Source organism: Paenibacillus sp. FSL R5-0623 (assembly GCF_037974265.1).
Taxonomy (GTDB): domain Bacteria; phylum Bacillota; class Bacilli; order Paenibacillales; family Paenibacillaceae; genus Paenibacillus.
In genome coordinates, this window is the sequence record NZ_CP150233.1 from 4,532,494 (window position 1) to 4,552,157 (window position 19,664).

The 19,664-nt window shown below is 49.1% G+C and carries 15 protein-coding genes; 3 read left to right on the forward strand and 12 right to left on the reverse strand.

Annotated elements, in window-relative coordinates; all coding sequences use genetic code 11:
- Positions 1–233: 233 nt before the first annotated feature.
- The 5 genes from MKY92_RS19890 to MKY92_RS19910 all read right to left on the reverse strand — a co-directional run bounded on the left by MKY92_RS19890 (position 234) and on the right by MKY92_RS19910 (position 5,979).
- Entirely contained in the window at positions 234–1,451 is a 1,218-nt protein-coding gene (locus MKY92_RS19890; RefSeq protein WP_339297387.1) for an MFS transporter, read from the reverse strand.
- A 113-nt stretch (positions 1,452–1,564) separates the two neighbouring features.
- The gene (locus tag MKY92_RS19895) at positions 1,565–2,380 is read right to left on the reverse strand and encodes a carbohydrate ABC transporter permease (RefSeq protein ID WP_339297388.1); all 816 of its coding nucleotides are present in this window, start codon (positions 2,378–2,380) and stop codon (positions 1,565–1,567) included.
- 49 nt (positions 2,381–2,429) lie between these two features.
- On the reverse strand, positions 2,430–3,302 hold the full coding sequence (locus MKY92_RS19900; RefSeq protein WP_017687487.1) for a sugar ABC transporter permease: 873 nt from the start codon (positions 3,300–3,302) through the stop codon (positions 2,430–2,432).
- Between the two features lie 3 nt (positions 3,303–3,305).
- The gene (locus tag MKY92_RS19905; protein ID WP_339297389.1) at positions 3,306–4,580 is read right to left on the reverse strand and encodes an extracellular solute-binding protein; all 1,275 of its coding nucleotides are present in this window, start codon (positions 4,578–4,580) and stop codon (positions 3,306–3,308) included.
- 214 nt (positions 4,581–4,794) lie between these two features.
- Positions 4,795–5,979, reverse strand: a complete 1,185-nt coding sequence (locus tag MKY92_RS19910) for an LLM class flavin-dependent oxidoreductase (protein ID WP_339301852.1) — start codon at positions 5,977–5,979, stop codon at positions 4,795–4,797.
- 735 nt (positions 5,980–6,714) lie between these two features.
- Here MKY92_RS19910 and MKY92_RS19915 point away from each other — a divergent pair.
- Positions 6,715–7,587: an AraC family transcriptional regulator gene (locus MKY92_RS19915; protein WP_339297390.1), complete on the forward strand. Its 873-nt coding sequence runs from the start codon at positions 6,715–6,717 to the stop codon at positions 7,585–7,587.
- 258 nt (positions 7,588–7,845) lie between these two features.
- Here the strand turns inward: MKY92_RS19915 and MKY92_RS19920 are convergent, their stop codons facing one another.
- The 6 genes from MKY92_RS19920 to MKY92_RS19945 form a co-directional block, all read right to left on the reverse strand.
- Positions 7,846–8,769, reverse strand: coding sequence for a hypothetical protein (locus tag MKY92_RS19920; RefSeq protein ID WP_339297391.1), 924 nt, complete (start codon positions 8,767–8,769; stop codon positions 7,846–7,848).
- Positions 8,770–8,777: 8 nt separating this feature from the next.
- Positions 8,778–10,145 carry a nucleotide sugar dehydrogenase gene (locus tag MKY92_RS19925; protein WP_091028694.1) on the reverse strand — a complete coding sequence of 456 codons (1,368 nt, stop codon included), beginning with the start codon at positions 10,143–10,145 and terminating at the stop codon, positions 8,778–8,780.
- A 154-nt stretch (positions 10,146–10,299) separates the two neighbouring features.
- The gene (locus MKY92_RS19930; RefSeq protein WP_339297392.1) at positions 10,300–11,103 is read right to left on the reverse strand and encodes a response regulator; all 804 of its coding nucleotides are present in this window, start codon (positions 11,101–11,103) and stop codon (positions 10,300–10,302) included.
- Between the two features lie 65 nt (positions 11,104–11,168).
- Complete coding sequence (locus MKY92_RS19935) at positions 11,169–12,569, reverse strand: glycosyltransferase (protein ID WP_339297393.1); 1,401 nt, start codon at positions 12,567–12,569, stop codon at positions 11,169–11,171.
- 22 nt (positions 12,570–12,591) lie between these two features.
- On the reverse strand, positions 12,592–13,800 hold the full coding sequence (locus MKY92_RS19940) for a HEAT repeat domain-containing protein (protein WP_091018251.1): 1,209 nt from the start codon (positions 13,798–13,800) through the stop codon (positions 12,592–12,594).
- Between the two features lie 26 nt (positions 13,801–13,826).
- A complete protein-coding gene (locus MKY92_RS19945) occupies positions 13,827–16,052 on the reverse strand; it encodes a hypothetical protein (protein ID WP_339297394.1) in 2,226 nt (741 codons plus the stop codon).
- Positions 16,053–16,908: 856 nt separating this feature from the next.
- On the opposite strand from MKY92_RS19945, the gene MKY92_RS19950 reads away from it, so the two are divergent.
- Positions 16,909–18,153 carry a DNA polymerase IV gene (locus MKY92_RS19950; RefSeq protein WP_339297395.1) on the forward strand — a complete coding sequence of 415 codons (1,245 nt, stop codon included), beginning with the start codon at positions 16,909–16,911 and terminating at the stop codon, positions 18,151–18,153.
- Positions 18,150–18,491, forward strand: a complete 342-nt coding sequence (locus MKY92_RS19955; RefSeq protein WP_310341384.1) for a YolD-like family protein — start codon at positions 18,150–18,152, stop codon at positions 18,489–18,491. Before MKY92_RS19950 ends, MKY92_RS19955 begins: the two co-directional genes overlap by 4 nt.
- 225 nt (positions 18,492–18,716) lie before the next feature.
- Here the strand turns inward: MKY92_RS19955 and glsA are convergent, their stop codons facing one another.
- Positions 18,717–19,658, reverse strand: a complete 942-nt coding sequence (gene glsA / locus MKY92_RS19960; protein ID WP_221825291.1) for a glutaminase A — start codon at positions 19,656–19,658, stop codon at positions 18,717–18,719.
- Positions 19,659–19,664: the final 6 nt, after the last annotated feature.

Below are 19,664 nucleotides of genomic sequence, written 5' to 3' on the forward strand. Positions count from 1 at the left end.
CTGAATCCTCACGGTTGGACATCCCGAGTGTCATTATAGGATATAGAAAAAATGAAGTCTATCGGACCGATGACGCAGTGAAAAAACGACGCTGAACATAACAAAAAGAGGCATGAGCCCATGGTCACACCATGGTCATGCCCCTTCTTGTATCAACCTTATCCCGCTTGTCCAACCCGTTATTTCCGTAGGCAGGCAGACCCGTACAAAAGTTGCGTTGTATTTATTGACAATTACTCGGCCAGTTCCTGACCCTTCGTTTCCCGGCCCCAGAACAGTATAGCCGCTGCGCCAATGAGGATTGTCACGAAGAAAATCGTGAAAATCAGGCTGATTGCCACTTCGCGCTGAACCAGCATACCGACCATTAATGGAGCAAGTACCCCACCGATTCGGCCAACCGATGTGGCAAGTCCAACACCTGTCGAACGAACGGAAGTCGGATACAATTCCGGGCTGTAGGCGTACAGACCACCCCAGGCTCCCAGATTGAAGAAGGAAAGACAGATCCCCGCGGTCAGGATTGTCGCTTCCGTTGTTGCCAGTCCAAACGCAATCGCACTGAATGCAGTCAAGGTAAGATACACAACCAGTACGAACTTGCGACCGTAACGTTCAATGAAGTACGCCGCGGTGAAGTAACCTGGCAACTGTGCGATCGTCATGATCAGCACGTATTGGAAGCTTTTGACCAACGTGAATCCTTTTGCCATTACAACCGAAGGCAGCCACAGGAACATTCCATAATAAGAGAAAATGACGGTAAACCACAAAATCCAGAGCATCAACGTTGTACGGCGATGTGGTGCTGACCAGACGGTAGCCACTTTCTCGCGGAACGTGATTTTATGAAGTTTGGTGTGATTCTTGTACCGCGGCGGGTCCTGAATGGCACGACGCAGATACAGTGCATAGAACGCCGGAAGTGCACCAATGGCAAAGGCAATTCTCCATCCGTACTCCGGGATGACAAAGTTGGCGATGAGCGCGGATACAATCCAGCCCCCTGCCCAGAAACTTTCCAATAATACAACGGCACGTCCCCGTTCCGCTGTAGGCATCGACTCCGATACCAGTGTGGATGCCACGGGCAACTCTCCGCCGAGTCCAATACCTGCAACCAGACGCAATGCACACAATACGGCGAATCCAGTCGCTAATGCAGATAGACCGCTTGCAATCGTAAAGATTAGCAAGGTCCACATCAGAATGGCTTTCCGTCCAAAACGGTCCGCAAGTGCACCTGCAAGCAAAGCACCGAGCGCCATACCGATGGAGTTAATACTCGTAAGCACGCCGACTTGTCCGGGACTGAGACTCCATTCCTTGGCGAGTGCAGCCACGATAAAGGAGATCATACCCACTTCCATCGCATCAAACAGCCAGCTCATGCCGGCACTGAACAGCAGCTTGCGCTGCTTGGGATTCCGCAATACTTCCAGTTTGCTCATCACTTATAGCTCCCTTGATCTCTATGTAGTCATTCTGACACTAAATCATTATTATGCAGAATGCTCCAGAAATCAATGCAAAATAAGCTTTTCCTTCCGATTTCTGCGATACCTCACCCCTTGAGTGAACCCGCTGTCAGACCTGCAACAAAGTAACGCTGTAGTAGCAGGAACAATACAATCATCGGAATGGCCGTTACCAGCACACCCGTAAGCATCATCGGATAGTTCGTCACGTATTCCCCGCGGAACTGCATAAGCGCGAGCGGTAAAGTGAGCTTGGACTTACTGCTGAGCATCAGCATCGGAATAAGCAAATCATTCCATACCATGACGAGCAGGAACGTAGCCGTTGCCGCCAGCGAAGGTGCAGCCAGTGGCAGTGCAATCCGCGTATAGAGTCTCCACTCGCTTGCTCCATCCATACTGCCCGCTTCCAGAATCTCCGAATTGAGCATGCGCATGAAACCTGTCAGCATAAATACTGAGACAGGCATCAGCATAGCCGCGGATACGACAATCAGGCCCGTGAGACTGTCCGACCAGCCCAGCGTACGCGTGAGGGAATAGATCGGCAGCATACTCACCTGGGAAGGAACGATCAGGCCGGCTACGAACAGAGCAAACACGATTTTTCCTACACTGCCGCCCCAGCGGACAATGGCGTAAGCAATCATGCTACTCAGCAATAACTCAATTGCAACCGTACCAAGCGTCACGACCATACTGTTGCCGAAATATTGCCACATCGGCTGATTGCGGAACATGCCGGTGATGTTATCCCACGTAAACGGGTCCGGCCAGCTGAATGGACTGGTGAAGAAGTTGCTGCTTGTTTTGAACGAGGATACAAATACAAAGTACAGCGGCACCAGGATTAGCAGCGCGTACACCAATAGGATCAGGCGATTGAACCATTTTAAAAACATGTGAACTCCCTTCTGCCTCGATTGCAGGATGAATGCTCCAACATCAACCTCAATAGCTTACCCGGTCGGCACGCAGTGCCTTGAACTGCAACAGCGTCAAGAGCGCCAGCAACACCAGGAAGATCATGGAACCAGCAGAAGCCAGACCAAATGAATAGCTGCCAAAGGCGGTATGATAGATATATGTTGTCAAAATTTCAGTTGCATAGTTCGGGCCTCCGTCCGTCATTGTGAAAATGAGGTCAAATGCCTTGAACGACTGAATGGTCGTATAGGCCACAACAATCGTTGCCGAAGGTGCCAGCAGTGGCCAGGTCACGGTACGGAATACCTGCCATTTGCTGCCGCCGTCCATACGAGCCGCCTCATACAGTTCTGCCGGGATGCCTTGCAGACCTGCGATGAATACAATCATCATCTGCCCAGCATGTGCCCATACCTGTACCGCAGCGATGGAATAGATGGCGATCTTGGGATCACCAATCCAGTTACGAGCGATGCTGCTCATCCCTGCTTCATTCAGTCCATAGTTGATCAATCCAATGGATGGATCATACATGAATGCCCAGATCAGTCCAACCGATACGGAGGACAGAATCGCAGGCAGGAAATACAATGCCCGAAGCACAATGCGTGTCTTAGTATTACGTACCAAGAGCAGAGCCAGGACAAGTGAAATAAAGGTTTGTGCAATAACAACCGTTAACATGAACTCCACGTTGTTGCCAAAGGCTTTGCGGAATACGATGCTGCTGAGACTGTCCTTGTAATTATCCAGCCCTACAAATGCATACGACGGGGATACCCCATCCCAGTCCGTAAAGGAATAGAACAGCCCCGTCAATGTAGGAAATACGAACAATCCAACGTACAGCAGCAACCCGGGGATCAGAAACAGGGATAGCTGAAGACGGTTTTTCATCGTTTATTTCCCGATATGCTGATCAATGATCGCTTGTGCCTGCTGTGCTGCTTCTTCTGGAGAAGTGCCGCTCAGCACGGCCTGAATGGAGTTGGTTACTGCTTTTTGATTATCTCCGTTCAGGATGGTGAACCGTGGCTGGAACACGGTCTTTTTGCTTGCCCATTCTCCGGCTACCTGAAGCTCAGGCGTATCGTACTTCACATCATTTACCGTTACATTCTGTCCTGTCTGGTTGGCGTAGTCACTTGCTACATCGGGATTGCTCAGGAATTCGAGGAACTTCTTCGCTTCTTCCGGATGTTTTGACTTGCTGTTCACAGCGAGCATGAATGTCGTCGTATGCACTCCTTCATACTTCGCTTGATCGGCACTTACCGTAATTGGTGCAAGCAGTTTTTGCTCCAGATTAGGATTCTGCTGCTTGTTCTGAGCCAATTGATATGATCCACTCGCCAGCATCGCTGCTTTCTCTTGGATAAACAGTGCTCCAGCCGCAGGGTCCTTCGTACCCAATGCATCCTGCTGGAAGTAACCTTTATCGTTCAGTTCCTTGATTTGAGTCAACGTTTTCACCCAAAACTCATCCGTCAGTTTGGCTTCTCCAGCTTCTACTTTGGTAAAAATGTCGTCACTCGGTGCATTGTTCATCACCATCGTATTCATGAATTGCCCTGGGCCAATGTCCGCTCCGGCAAAGGCAATCGGAATGATGCCGTTGTCTTTCAGCTTCTGGCAAAGTGCCAGGAAACCTTCCCAATCGGTTGGCGGCGTCAAGCCGTATTGTTCAAACAGTTTTACGTTATAGATGGGATCGTTATATACGAGTTGATACGGGATCGCATATTGCTTGCCATCGTGCTGTCCTGATTCAATCAGCTTCGAATTGTAGGCCGACAAAAACGATGATCCGCTCAGATCCGTGAACAAGCCAGCTTTGGTGAAAGCTTCGAACTGTGCACCTGGGAAGGATGCAAATACATCCCCTACCGAACCGTCGCTGATTTTGGATTGTACGGTGGACTGATATTGATCGGAAGGCAGTGTCTGCATCTCCACGTTGAAATTCGGGTTTTCTTTTTCAAATGCGTCAATAGTCTTGTTGAGTGCTTCGGAATCTTCTCCACGCCAGTGCATGAAGCTGATCGTAACTTTACCTGAACCCGAGGAGCCGTTCTCTCCAGATGACGCGTTATCCCCACCGCCGCAAGCTGACAGCAGGATGGACATCACCAGCATACTGACAAGCGGCAGGATCAATTTTTTATTTTTTTTCATGAAAGACGACCTCCTGAGGATGCTTGATATTTTAACTAAAGAATGTTTATACTGACCACTCCGATGACAGAATAACCTTCCGATCGCTGTTATCCCCAGATTTATTTGATTCCTTTTTATAAAAGGAAAAATCCGGGGATAAAGGCGAACGCTTCGCTTCTTCACGTTATTTCTGTCCTCTACGTTTTCGTATAAAAAAATTAGTTAAACTTACTTAGTTAGTAGTAACTTGATGCTGCTTCTGTCTTATTTTCCATTTCTCGCGAATGATCGGCATCACGGTCCGTCCGAAGATTTCTGCCTCTTCCAGATGCGGGTAACCGGACAGAATGAAAGTCGTAACGCCCAGATCTCCATACTCCATCAAACGCTCTGCCACCTGTTCGGCTGTACCTACAATGAGAATCGCACCGCCGGAACGCACAACGGACAAGCCTGTCCACAGGTTGGGACCTACGACAAACTGCTGCTTCTCGGACAGTTCCCGTAGCTCGTTCTGTCTGCGTTGGTTGGTTGCATCCGTCTCGGCAAAAGCGGCTTTGGCTTTCTCGATCGCTTCTGGTGATACTTTACTAATAATCTCCCAAGCTGCTGCCCATGCTTCTTCTTCGGTATCCCGAATGAGTACCTGAGCACGCATGCCGTAACCGAGCTGACGATCTTGTCCCGTTTCCTCTTTCACCTGCTGACGGATGACCTCAATCTCTTCGATCTGCTCCTGAATCCAGTCATGAGGCTCGCCCCACATGAGGAACGTATCCGCATGTTCAACAGCGACCTTCTTGGCAATCGGAGAGCTTCCTCCCAGATAGAATGGTGGATGCGGATTTTGCACCGTCTCCGGCATACCTACCGGTCCTTTGAAGTTGTAATACTGGCCGTTGAATTCAGGATTGGGATCGCTGGGCGCGTCTGCACCAGATTTTGAACCACTTCCCGCAAACTCCGTCAGATTCAAGCCCGTCGATTGGGTCCACGAACGCTTCATCACTTCCATATACTCACTCGCGCGAACATACCGTTCATCATGCGCATGTGCGAGTGGATCTCCCAGTTCCTCCAGATCCCGAACGGAACTGCCCGTCACCACATTGATCATGGTGCGACCACCAGAGAGCTGATCCAGTGCCGCTCCCATTCGTGCAGCGAGTACGGGTGTAACCAATCCCGGGCGAATGGCGACAAGGGGACGCAATGTCTTTGTGTGACTCATCACAGCCGAGCCAACTACCCACGCGTCCAGACAGGCTCCCCCTGTCGGAATCAGTACAAATTCGAATCCTGCCTTCTCCGCTGTCTGTGCCACATCAATCAGATAATCCAGACTCGGTTCCCGCTTCGGGGCAACCCCTACATACTTCCCATCCCCTGCTGTAGGCAAAAACCATCCAAACTTCATATCTTCCTGTTCGCTCACAAAAGTCAATCCCTTCTATGAATAAATAAAGTCTCATGTTAAAAAAAGTTACTGTTACGCCTCCTTGACGTTCCGGGTACGAATCGTTCTTCCGATCACTGTTATCCTTGAATTTTTTGATTCTCCTTTTTTAAAGGTAAAAATTCTAGGATAAAGGCGACCGCTTCGCTTCTTCAGAATCGATTTCGTCCCCTCCACTACGTTGGCATCTCTTGAAACTTATTTTTAAAGTACGCCTAATTTCTGATCATATTATTCGTATGAAAGCTCCGAATACCGATTAATTAACTTGGTTTAATAGGTATGGACATCATATCAATTGATTTGTCTGTGAGCAATGTCATTTCGCGGCAATTTTATTTTGTCATTTTGTGGTCTTTTCTCAGATTTAGGTCTTCCTGATCTTGAATATATATAAAACCCACCTGTATAATAGGTTTAAATACGTGTTCAAAAAGTCCGGTTTTCAGTACCGAGAAGATGGAATGAAGTTAGAAATGGAGTAGCGGAGCGTAGGAAAACTACGTGAGCAACCACAATGTTTCCAAAGGAAACATACTTCGTAAGCCTCCCGCTTATTTCGGCTGAATTTCAGCTTCGATGTTGATGATGCCATTAGGCATGATTCGTAATCAAAAGTGGACTTTTTGAACTACATCTGTAAGTGAAACTTTTAGATCGTATCTACGATACTTATACAATAAAGAGGTGTTCCTGATGACCGAGAGCATGAAGGAGGACCACCATGAGTTTTTGGAACTTATTTTCTTCACGCCATCTGAATTCGAGAAAGCTGGTGGCGCCTGGCCGATTCGCATCGGACGAAATATAGCCAAGACCAACTATCATATTGGCCCGCGTACTACGCCTTATTATTATTTGCTGTTTGTACTGGAGGGGGAAGGTACATTCATACAGAACGGACAGCATCACGCCCTTCGTGCCAGGGATGCGTTCTGTCTGTTTCCACATGTTACCCATGAGTACTGGACGGAACCGGAGGACACGTTGCAGAAAATATTTATTGCCTTTGACGGTGCACATGCAGCCGAGCTACTGTCTCGAATTGGACTTACACCCGACTCACCGCACCGTTCAGGTGTACTGACACCGGAGACTGCAAGTGCCATGCGCTCGTTCATGGAGGATGTTCGCAAACCGCAGGATGGAGCGAGTGATCTGGGACGACTCACCCGGTTTCTAACTCTATTCGACCGAATTGCCCGGTCCCCCGCAACCAAAGGATTGCAACCGGATTCAGCCACGCCTTGGCTCCAGAAAGGCAAGGAATACATGGACATTCATTTTGCAGGCGGCATCTCCGTGGAAGGTGTATCCGCTCATGCGGGTGTGGATCGAACCCATTTTGCCAAACAGTTCCGCAAAGCCTATGGTCTGTCCCCTGTGCAATATATCCAACAATTGAAAATGAATCAGGCTAAACGTCTGCTCGTGCAGACGTCGCTAAGCTTAACCGAAGTGGCTCATTCCGTAGGTTACCCGGACTTGTTCTCCTTCTCCAAAGCGTTCAAAAAGCAAGTCGGTTTGCCGCCCAATCGCTATCGCACAGCGGAGAGCACGAAAGAGTGAGGGAGCGACCTTTCGCTCCCCAGCCTAATCCATGCCTCTGCACCACGCCTTGTGTACGGTTGTGCAAGATGTCGCCTCTACCAAATTGCAATGTGGACTCCTGTGCTTCATATCCTGCACATCCTAGTGCTGCAAAACCCATTACTAATCCACCACCAAAAAAGGCAAGCCCCATCTACCCGGGACTTGCCTTCTTTCTATACTATAGTCTTGACTGCACGTACCTGAAACCAGCAACTTTTTTACGCTGATCTAACACTATTCCTTCTCCTCATTCTTACGCGCAAGTGGAATACCGTTCTCCTTCGCATACCATGCTTCATAATGATGCACAGCCACACCTGCAAATGAAGAATGAGAGGAGCCCAGATCGAACACCTTCGCCATTTCTTCATTCATATTGCTAACCGGTTTACGGAAAAAGGTCAGGTGATCCCCCTCGTGTGTATCCGCGAGTTCCGCTCCGATCCAAACTTTCTTGTCGAGATCATCCGCTTCGTCCAGTTCTTCCTTGGACAGATCATACATCTGCTGTCCACTATCCCGGTAAGCCATAATGGCCACCGCATCGAAATGGGAAATGACCCAGCGACTGAATGTACTATCATCTTCAGCCGACTGACGGGCATCAAGCCAGAACGGAATGGCAGCGCTCATGTACAGTCCGGCATCCTCGCCTGCTTTTGTCCAAGCCTTCATGTTGTTCTGCCATTCTGCAATGACGCTGCTCTCCTCGTTCTCCCAGCGCTTCAGCTGATACGGCTCCACATCCAGTTGAATGCCCTGGAAGCGTTCATTCTTGGCGGAAGCTGCATTATATGCTCGTACTCGCTCGATAAAAGCAAGCCCTTCATCCTGCTTCTCCTCATAGGCCCAGTCTGCATGACCGTTAAGTCCATGCACTTCAATCTCAGCCTGTCGGGCAGCCGCAATGAATTTGCGGTATGTTGCGTCAGGCAACTCATCCTGGATTTGCAGGAAGATGGTATCCACGCCCTGTTCTTTGGAAAAGGCAATAATCTCAGTTGTCTGTTCTGCAATAATGGACGCGTCCCACAGCCAGGTCGCTTTGTGTTCCTCCGTAGAGAACCATTTGAACATCCAGGACAGAAGCAGCAGGCACAACACCACAGCCAGAATGGCCCATTTCGCCATACCCACCAGTTTGCCCGGTTGCCTCATATATTTCCTCAGACGAGCAACGCTTCACTTGGCTCAAGCACAGGATGCTGTACCGAGTGACCAATCTTGTAGATATGCGGATGTGTGTACGAACGGAACGCATTACGTGTATCCAGAATCGGTACACCCATCTCGGCAATATCAAAGTAAGGCAAATCGCTGTGGTTGGTGATCAGCACGATGCAATCGTACTTCTTGAACTGTTCCAGATTAAACACTTCGCTGTGTACGGTCTCGCCATGCTTGTCCTGGAAGGAGTCCGCATGTGGATCGTAGTAGCTTACGTTAGCTCCACTTTCCTTGAACAGTTCATATACTTCCAGTCCTGGTGATTCACGCAGATCGGCAATATTTGGTTTGTACGACATGCCGAGCAGCAAAATATTGGATTTACGTACGGATTTAGCGTATTCGTTCAGAATCGTTGACGTTTTGTTCAACACATAATATGGCATGTTGTCATTGGTGGATTGCGCCAGCTCAATGAATTTACTATAGAAACGGAAGCCTTTGGCCTTCCATGACAGGTACATCGGATCAAGCGGGATGCAGTGTCCACCGATGCCTGGGCCTGGATAGAATGGCATGAAACCAAATGGTTTCGTCGCCGCCGCGTCAATAACTTCCCAGATATCAATGCCCATACGGTCACACATCATCGCCATTTCATTCACAAAGGCAATGTTCACACTGCGGAATGTATTCTCCAACAGTTTGGACATCTCAGCCACTTTTGGTGAAGATACCGGTACTACGGTTTCTACATATTTGCTATATAGCGCTGTTCCAAGTTTCAGGCAGGCTTCGGTTGTGCCCCCGATTACTTTCGGCGTATTAAATGTTGTGAAACGTCCGTTGGACGGGTCCACACGTTCAGGCGAGAAGCAGAGGAAATAGTCTTTACCTGCTTCTTGTCCGATCTTGTCCAGCTGCTGCTGGATCAGTTCTTCGGTTGTACCTGGATAAGTGGTACTTTCCAGCGTAATCAGCATGCCTGGTTTCATATGCAGTTTGATCTGATCTACAACGGTCTCGATGTAAGACGTATCCGGGTCCTGATTCTCACTAAGCGGTGTTGGTACGCAGATACTGAGTGCGTCGATCACGCGCAGCATGCTGTAATCTGTCGTTGGCTGGAAACGACCGCTTTGCATTACTTTTTTCAACTCATCGGACGAAATATCGTGAATATAGGAATCTCCTTGATAGATACTTTCTACTTTGGACGCATCCAGATCAATTCCGATTACCGTGAAACCTTGATTGACCATTTCCACGGCAAGTGGAAGTCCTACGTAACCGAGCCCGACGACGCCGAGTACAGCTTCTTTATTTTCAATCGCATTCAGTAATGTGTGGAATTGTTGATTCTCCATGATATTCCCTCCGGGCAGTGTATTTGGTGGTGCTTAAAATCCATATAAATAGATGAGTGTCTGTGCTCTACATGTTTCTCTAATCTATCTGATTCATAGTGTAAAAAAAGCTCTTACTTTGCACTTCACACAATCAGCTTATTCAAGCCGTCTTCTAATGCAGGCAGCGTCTGATTCGGGCATCCAGCTCTACAGGTGAGAACGGTTTGGTCATGTAATCATCCACGCCGCTGCGGAAGCATTGACTGATCGTCTGCTCGACACGTTGCTCAGTCAACACGACAATTTTGGGTGGGTGCTCCATCTCCAAGTTCTGGATATGATGGATGAACGGCAGACCGTCGATGCCATACAGATTCAGTTCGGTGAGCACCAGATCTGGTGTGACTTTCTCGATCAACTCCAGTGCAGCCAGTCCATCGACGGCTTCATAGGTTTCGTATCCCTGCATCTTCAACCGCAATTGCAGGAATTCGCGTACCGTAGGATCGTTGTCCACAATCAAAATTCGTTCCGGCTCGTCCGCCGTATTGTCCAGCGTGTAGATATGAATCTCCGACGAATCTATAAGCTTCGAGGACTCAGCCATATGCTGAATGGTTGCCTTCGAAGGGCGCTCCCCTTCCGGGAAACTGGCCAGTGTAATCTGTGGATCGGCACCGGGGACGGTCTCTTGCAACTCATGCTTGATCCGAAGTCCTTCATAATGAACTTCATCCAGTGACAACCCTGGCAGCAGGACGGCAATCGCTTGGGTCGCCCCATCCTTCCACACCTGGAAGGATGTCCCGCTTGTCTGCTCCAGATGTGTCCTGACCTGCTGCTCAGGTTGAGAGTTTCCTGCACAATGGATGAACATTAAGCCGCATGTTTCGGCACCCGTTTCCTTCAATCCCTGTTCTACACTTCGGTACACATTAACGGCAGCCTCACGCTGCAATGTCGCCGTATTTGGCATGTTCTTTTCCACCCTTCTCCTCGATTATCTATATTGTTGTCGCAATTTTGCCATGATCTCTTTACTTAAGCGGCTTCGCTTGTTTTCTTCTCATCCTCGGACCAACTTTGGCGTGTCATGGTACCCCATGAGTTGTTGTTTTGCATGAACTGCACATGTCCCTGCAATCTCCACAGTACGCCGAGTTGATGGTAACCCACGAATTTCAGCGCGGAGTAGACCAGCATTTTGACCAGATCGGAGAGCTTGTTGTAACGTTTGAAAGCAATCTCCTCCAGGACAAGTGCGCCTACACTCAGCAGATAACCACTCACGAAGTTCAGCAGTCCGAACAGAACCAGAATCGGCCATTGCGTCATATCCAAAAGCACATATCCGGCAAGAGCCAGAAGTCCGGTAATCCGGAAATATGGGTTGAGCGCTTCAAAAAGGACGTTATATGGCATGGTCACCATACCCATAACCTTATATTTCGGATTGAACAGCATCCCCCGATTCTCCAGCATGTTCTTCAAGTTCCCACGGCCCCAGCGCTTGCGCTGACTGGACAATATCCGGTAGGAATCCGGTGCCTGCGTCCAGCACACGGCCTCAGGGCAGAAGGCAATGCGATACTTCAATTTGTTTTCCAGCATATAACGGTGAAGCTTGATGATAATGTTCATGTCTTCCCCAGGATAACCATCCCGGTATCCGCCTACGGCGATTACAGCGTCTTTGCGGAACATGCCGAAGGCACCAGAGACAATGATCAGACCGTTCATGTGACTCCACCCAATCCGTCCGCCCAGGAAGGCTTTGAGATATTCAATCGACTGGAACATGGGCCAGATCTTGCGTGGCAGCGATACATCTTGCACTGCCCCGTTTTCAATTTTGCAGCCATTGGCGATCCTTACATCTCCACCGATGGCTACCGTCTCTTCCGGATTCTCCATATACATGCGTGCCATGCGGATCAGGGCATCCTTCTCCAGCAAAGAATCGGCATCGATGGAAGAGATCAACGGATAATGGGACAGGTTGATCCCCGCATTGAGGGAATCGGCCTTACCGCCGTTTTCCTTGTCAATGACATACAGATCCGGGAACTCCGGGTTATGATAGATCCCACGAATTTTCTGACAGGCGATCTTGCCCCGAATCTTCGTATTGGGTACTGGCTTCAGCCGATATTCTTCCAACAGGATATTTAGCGTGGCATCACTGGAGCCATCATTCACAACAATGACTTCATACGTTGGATAATTCAGCGTCATCAAGCAGTTCACATTTTCAATAATCGTCAGTTCCTCGTTGTATGCCGGTACCAGCAGAGAAACGGAAGGTACCAGTTCCGAGCCTGACAATGTATTGTATTTGGAATAATGTGACCGCCGGAAGATCGTCCAGATGTTACGGAATGATAAGGCCAGAATGGAAAAATAGAGCGTATTTACAAAAACAACATAGTAGATTGCGACCATGCCGTAGATTAATAGTAGATCCCTAAGCAGTGTAATCCCCTCCTACCGTAGCGACACCTGTGCGTTTCTTGCTGGTTCTGTTCTCTCGGACAGGGCCAAAATAGCGATCGTACAGCAGTCTTTTTTTGTTATGAGCAATCATCTGCTCTACAGCTCTGTCATCGGTTCTCGTGTGCTGCATGGTGCTCTCAATCTGCTGCATCGCAATCTCGCGCTCAGCAACTGTACCTTGCACTGCAGCCTGACACAGCGCTTCGAATCCCGGTTCACCGAGCTTGCTCAGACTCTCCGCACTGTTATATCGAACTCTCCAGTCTTCATCCCGCAGTGCTTTGCGCAGCAATGGAATGCTGCCAGACGCATGCTTCGAACCGAGCGCTTGTACCACTTCGGCGCGAACTTCCGGATCGGGGTCCTGGATCAGCTTCAGAATGGTCTCATCCCGGAGCGCCGGACTTGCGCTAAGATACAGCTTCACCGCTTCGGCACGTACATCCTGATGTTCTGCGCCTACCAGTCTGTCGAGTGCAGGCATCACTTCAGGTACAGCTTGTCCCCACATGGCAACCAGTCCGACTTTGACAAAATCAGGATTCCGGTCTTCCAGCAATTCGATTAGAATTCTACTCGTATCCAGACTCGTCTCAAGCAGAATATCTGCTGCCAGATGGTGAATGGACTTACCTTTGGTTAACAGCAATGCGAGCATGTCTTTCAGTTCACCTTGCCGAGTCGTACATCTCGAGATGGACCGACCAATCATAATGGCCATCGGGCCTGGTTTCTCATCCTTCAGCAATTCCATCAAACCCGGAACAGCTTCGGGACAACGCATGCCACCCAAGCGATAAGCTGCATCAATCTGGCGACCATAACGCAGACGGCCCAGTTCCTTCAGATCATGCTCTACGAATCCTGCTTCACGGCACAGTGCAATTAATTTGTCGCGATACTCACCCTTGAACTGGTCGATCCATTCAATCAGTCTGTCCTGAATGACTCTGCGTTCCAGTGGAGCCAGTTTGCCTGGTGGCAATTTGAGCGGACTATTCTCGGTCAAGGCTGTTTGCAGATAAGTGAAGTAGTCACGCTGCTTCAATTCATAAAACGCCGTCTTGCGTCGTTTGCCATTGTGGGACATTTTCATGGCAAACAATACGATGACGCCTACAACAACAAGTGCGATACAGATGTACAAAAACAGATAGGCCAAAGCCAAACTTGGAAACATGTGAAAAGGTCCTCCTTTATACTCATTTATTCGATCTGAAAACTAGGGATTTTTTCATAACTCTTCTTCATTTTTTCGTAGCTTAGCTTCAGCCGTTCACTATACTGCACCTGTTCCCAAGGCTGCCATCTATATACCGGCAATGTCTTCAGATCCAGGGTCGTCTGTTCACCCCCAGGCCAAGATACTTTCTTCGTGGCGCGGTCCGTTAACCATGGAATGAGAGTAATGCCTTCCACAGCAACTGTGGAGAACTCACGTCCATTCTTGAGCGATCCATAATCGATCGCTTGCAGCGAACTCGGATCACCGAACCCAAGCAGCATCCAGGGAATTCGCATCTCCACCTGATTGCCGTTATACTGCCATGCCGTTAATGAATCCGTATCGGACTGACCGGGAGCCGTCGTTCCCCGTTTCAATGTTCCGACCTTTTCATTCATGAACGGATGAGCAGATCGGGTATCTGGCGGTGTCATTCTCAGGCTGACTGCCAGATTCCATGGATGGAACGGATCTGCGGAGTCTGACTGCTGATCTGGCAGCATGTCGTATCCTTCTTTGCCGTACAAACGCTGATTAAAGTCATAATCCTTGGCAATCTCCACCTGTGATTCTTCATCCTGCCCCAGTGTAATCACCGTCTCAAGACCATCACTGAGCGTCCCGCCCGGGAGTAACTTGTCAGGCTGACTGCCTCCAGCAAGTGTATCGGTCCCAATTCGTAGCACTGTCTTAGCCGGGTCAAACGGTTGATCCAAGGTCAGCCCAATATACAGATAGGCTTCGTCATGGGTCATCTTCATTTCCTGAATGCCGTCCACTTGGCCCTGCCAGGTCGTGACCTCTTCATCCTTCAGATCATTCCAGTCATCCAGTGATCCATCGATGGTCAACTGTTCCTGTTTACCAGGGTCCATGGCAAGCAGACCAAACATTTTCTCGTTTGTCAGCACGTTCAGCCAATATGCACGGCGATCAGCCGGGATTTCCAGTGGCATCGTGTTCCATGTTTTTTTGAACCATTCATCCTGCCACATGAACACAATCGCTCCCGAGTATCCTTCATCATAGATATCCTGCGTCAGTGACGCGTCAATATCTCCCTGCTCTACTTCGTTATGTCCACCCTGATTCCGGCCTCCCATACCCAGATGGGAAATACCAAGAGAAGAGGGTACGCCATACTCTGTAATCATTACAGGCATATCGGAAAACTCGGCTTTCAGCTTGCGCAGATAACTTTTATACGTGTTGTACTCACCGTTCTCATCCTTGATGGTTTGGAGTGTTTTATCGATATGGAACAGATCCGGGTAATACGGGTACACATGGTAGGCTGCAAAATAACCTCCCTGCCACGCCTCCGGCTGAATATGTCGGGCATCCACACTGACGAGATCCTCTTCATACAACGGCTCCCCGGGATGATCCAGCACATCGGTGGTTACCCAGTTGGTGAAGGTCATCGGATGTTCCCATCCATATTTCTTCTCCAGGACAGCAGTATGATCCAGCAGTTCTGCGAGCCAGTTCTCGAACGGTGACGCTTCTGGACTCGCGGAGAAATGAACTCCCTTGTACTGCGGCACGTCCGCATGTTTTGCGTTTGTGTTGTCTACCATCGCCGGGTCCCATTCCGTCCCCACATGCCAGGCCATCAGGTATTTTCCTGCATTCGTTTTGTATTTGCCGCTGGACTCTCCCTGCTTGGCAGGAATGTCCGCATCGCCATAGACAGCAGATACGGCCTTTTCAATCTCCTGCTTGAACGTCTGCTCAATATGGGTCGCATAGGCATCCTGTTTCTCAATCAGCTCTTCTTCAGGTGACCATATGCCCTGTATAAAATATAACGGTTGCTCCCGGCCGCGGTTATATTCGACTAATGCGGAGTAGAAAATCGGTTCGTGAACCGTGTATACCCGGATTACATTGGCTCCCAGATCCTCGATCTGCTGGAACCACCGCAAGTAATCCTCTTTGGTCAGCGGGAATTCTCCCGGGTAATACCCCGGTGAAGTTGCGCCCAGGTTGACACCTTTGACGAACATCTCCCTCCACGTCCCATCTGGCCCGTATTCCATGAACCGGTCTCCATCGGTCTTGAATTTCATCTCCGTGCCGTTCTCCGCTGTGTACGTAACGAGCTTGGGTTGCATATAGTGCCACCCGGCAAATATCCCACCGGTCACCACCACTGCTCCTGTCAATACCGTTAATAACCAGCGTCTTCGTCTTTGTCTGCTCATGTCTTTAGATTGCTCACCTCTCTAATATGCATCCTGCTTCAACATCGAATGGTCCAACATGAAGTTTACGAATCATTCCGCTTCGGATGTCCGCTTGGTAGAGATGTCAGCGGTGTAGTTCTCACTATAGCGCTAAGACTCTGCATTTGTAACTAGGCTGATGGAAGCAAACATGAAATGGAACATTCTGCCCATGATTCGTAAAAAAGTCCATCAACTACCACTCGGAAGCCTCTGGGATACCTCTGATTCCCAATCACTAATATTTGCTCGAATTGCATGGATCAGATGCCTGCTGATCTTGCACTTCTGGAACCTTTATTGTTATGTGCAACGCGGGTACAGGCATCGTTTTCCGTTTGAACACATACCCCATTAAACGCGAGTCATATGTTAAAGTTGCGGACCTTTTTACAGTATTAACCATAAAGATTACAAAATTGATACTATAGTCCGATAACGCATCAGCGATATTCCGCGTCACATCAAGGTTTTCTGAAAAATGCAGAAAATCAAAAAAGGACGTCAGTCCCCCTCTATAGGACTGTGCCCATTTATAACCCTTTTACAAAAAACTGAATGAACGCCCGGTCATCACCCAGAGGTCACAGATCTCTCACATTAAATGTAAAAAAGCACATCTTATTTCCTAATTTTTGACTCTTATATAGCCTTAGAGCAATTGTGTCCAATTTGCAAAATAATTCCGGTTGCCGCATTTCGAATTGTCGGATATGCTTATAAAACAAGAACACTTGTTCCATACTGTAAATAAACTGTTAAATATCGATGTTCAAATGAAGATAATGGATGCTTAACAGAAGAGCTTAGCATCACGGATAAGGAGAGAAGTCTTATGCCCCGCCAAGACAGACGTGTCATCATGCTGGCAGACTGCCAGTCATTCTATGCCAGTGTGGAGAAGTCTGCACATCCCGAATACAAGGACCGCCCCCTCGTTGTTGCGGGAGATCCGGCGCGCCGTTCGGGTATTATTCTTGCGGCCTGTCCACTCGCCAAGTCCTATGGAATTACGACAGCAGAGCGACTGGGCGAAGCGCTCGCCAAATGTCCGGATGTTGTTGTTGTTCGCCCCCGGATGGCCGAGTACATTCGGGTGTCCCTTCATATTACGCGTATCCTTCAGTCTTACACCGATCTGGTGGAACCCTATAGTATTGACGAACAGTTTCTCGATGTCACCGGAAGCCTGGATCTGTTCGGCAGTCCTGAGACGATTGCCCGCAGCATTCAATCGAGAGTGATGGATGAGACGGGTGTGTACATTCGAATCGGTATCAGTGATACCAAGGTCGTTAGCAAGATGGCCTGTGACCTGTACGCCAAGAAAGTTCCCGGGGGCATCTGCACGCTGCCTCGCAAAGATCTGCCTTCAACCATCTGGAAGAAGCCTGTGCGAGACATGTTCATGGTTGGTTCCCGCATGGCGCAGCATCTCTACAAGATGGGGGTCCATACGATCGGTGATCTGGCCCAGACCCCACTATCCCGACTAAGAGAACGTTGGGGGGTGAATGGCGAGGTACTGTGGCGTATTGCCCGTGGTATCGACGATTCTCCGGTCAAACCCGGGACATATGCTCATCAGCAGCAGGGGATCGGACATCAGATGACGCTGCCCCGGGACTATGACTCCTGGGAAGATATCAAAGTGGTACTGCTTGAACTGGCGGAACTCGTCAGTCGACGTTCCCGGGACAAATCACTCATGGGCCATGTGGTCTCGGTTGGATGTCGCGGACAGGATTATGATCGGCCAACCGGTTTCTCCCGCCAGATGAAGGTGAATGAACCCACCAACATTACGGATGAAGTATATGATGCGGCCGCAGCTCTGTTCCTGCGCCATTGGGACGGATTACCCATCCGTCGTATCAGCGTGTCACTGACCGGACTTGTACCCGATTCCGAAGTACAGCTGTCCTGGTTTGATGACCGCGAACGCAAAAGAGAACTGGAACGTGCCACGGATGATATCAAGCGCAGGTACGGAGAAACCGCCATCATGCGGGCATCCTCCCTCTGCTCGTCCGCGCAAGCCCATGAACGTTCTCATAAAATTGGAGGTCATTATAAATGAGTAAAAAATTGCAGCAAAACGGTATCTTCGAGTCCTCACGCATGATGCTCCCCGAACACCGGGAAGCCTATATTCTTCATCAGGAACAACTTGCTCCCCGTACCCGCCCATCCCTGGATGCCCAAGCCGCGGAAGAAATGTCCCGGTTACTCAGCAACTCGATGATGCTTGGAGATAAGGTCACTATTACGTTGTTTCACGAACATGACGATATCCGTTACACGGGGCAGGTGCTTCGGCTGGACCGTCCTGCCCGTACCCTCAGACTACTGATGGAAGATGGGTCCCGGGATATTCAGATGAACCTCATTACAGATGTGGCCCTAGCCGATGAATGAATTAATAACTGAGGGCGTATATACCCAACCTCGATGTTGTGGATGTTCCATGATAGATGCAGCATGGTCGTTACCATGCAGGACTGTCTTCCTACACATCCTGATGAATGGCAAAAACAGCCGACGAAACATATCCAGACCATTCACTTCGTTCAAAAGAAGCAAAATATCGGATATGTGATTCATCGGCTACATATGAGGGTATGACTCTTTTCAGAAAACTTTTTAGAAAAAGCTCCAGTCAAATTCCTTCGACAGACGCTCGAGCAGATGCACGCCGGCAATACTGTTGCCTTTGCGATTCAGAGCCGGGCCAACAAGACCTATGCCGAATTGTCCCGGCACAAGGGTCAATATCCCTCCGGATACTCCACTTTTGGCGGGCAATCCAACCTCGATGGCAAATTCGCCTGATGCATTATACATACCACAGGTGGTCATGAAGGTTTTGGCAATCTGAACATAGCGACGAGGGATGAGTTCTTCTCCCGTAATTGGATCTGTTCCATTATAGGCCAGAACGAGTGACATTCGAGACAGATCTGCACACGTCACTTCAATGGAGCAATGACGGAAATACACGGCAAGCACGTCTTCAACGTCATCCTTAATGACTCCGTTGTGCTTCAAAAAGTAGCCAAGTGAACGATTCATATGACCACTCTCCGATTCGGACTGAAACACCTCTTCGTTATAGCCCAGGCGATCATTGTGTGCCAGTTTGCGGAAAAACTCCAGAATGCGGCGTGATTTCTCTTCCTTACAGTCTCCTCCAACAAGCGAGGACACCGTAATTGCACCCGCATTAATCAAGGGATTAAACGGAATACCGGGTTCGACTAGTTCAAGCTTAACCATCGAATCGTAATCGTCGCCTGTGGGTTCTTTTCCTACATTAAAGAAGACAGCTTCTTCTCCATGATCCATTAAAGCCAGAATAAGGGTAAATACTTTGGAGATACTTTGCATCGTAAATGGGACACCGCAATCCCCTGCCGATACATAGTTCCCTTCGGCGTCCATGATATGTATACCAAGCTCATCCTGAGAGGCTTTGACAAGCTCTGGAATATAAGAAGCCACCTTACCCTGCCCGGTGTGCAAACGACTGGTCTCCAGCCACTCCGGCAGCAATGCATTCAGACGTTCCATGGTTGAATTGCTCATATGTCA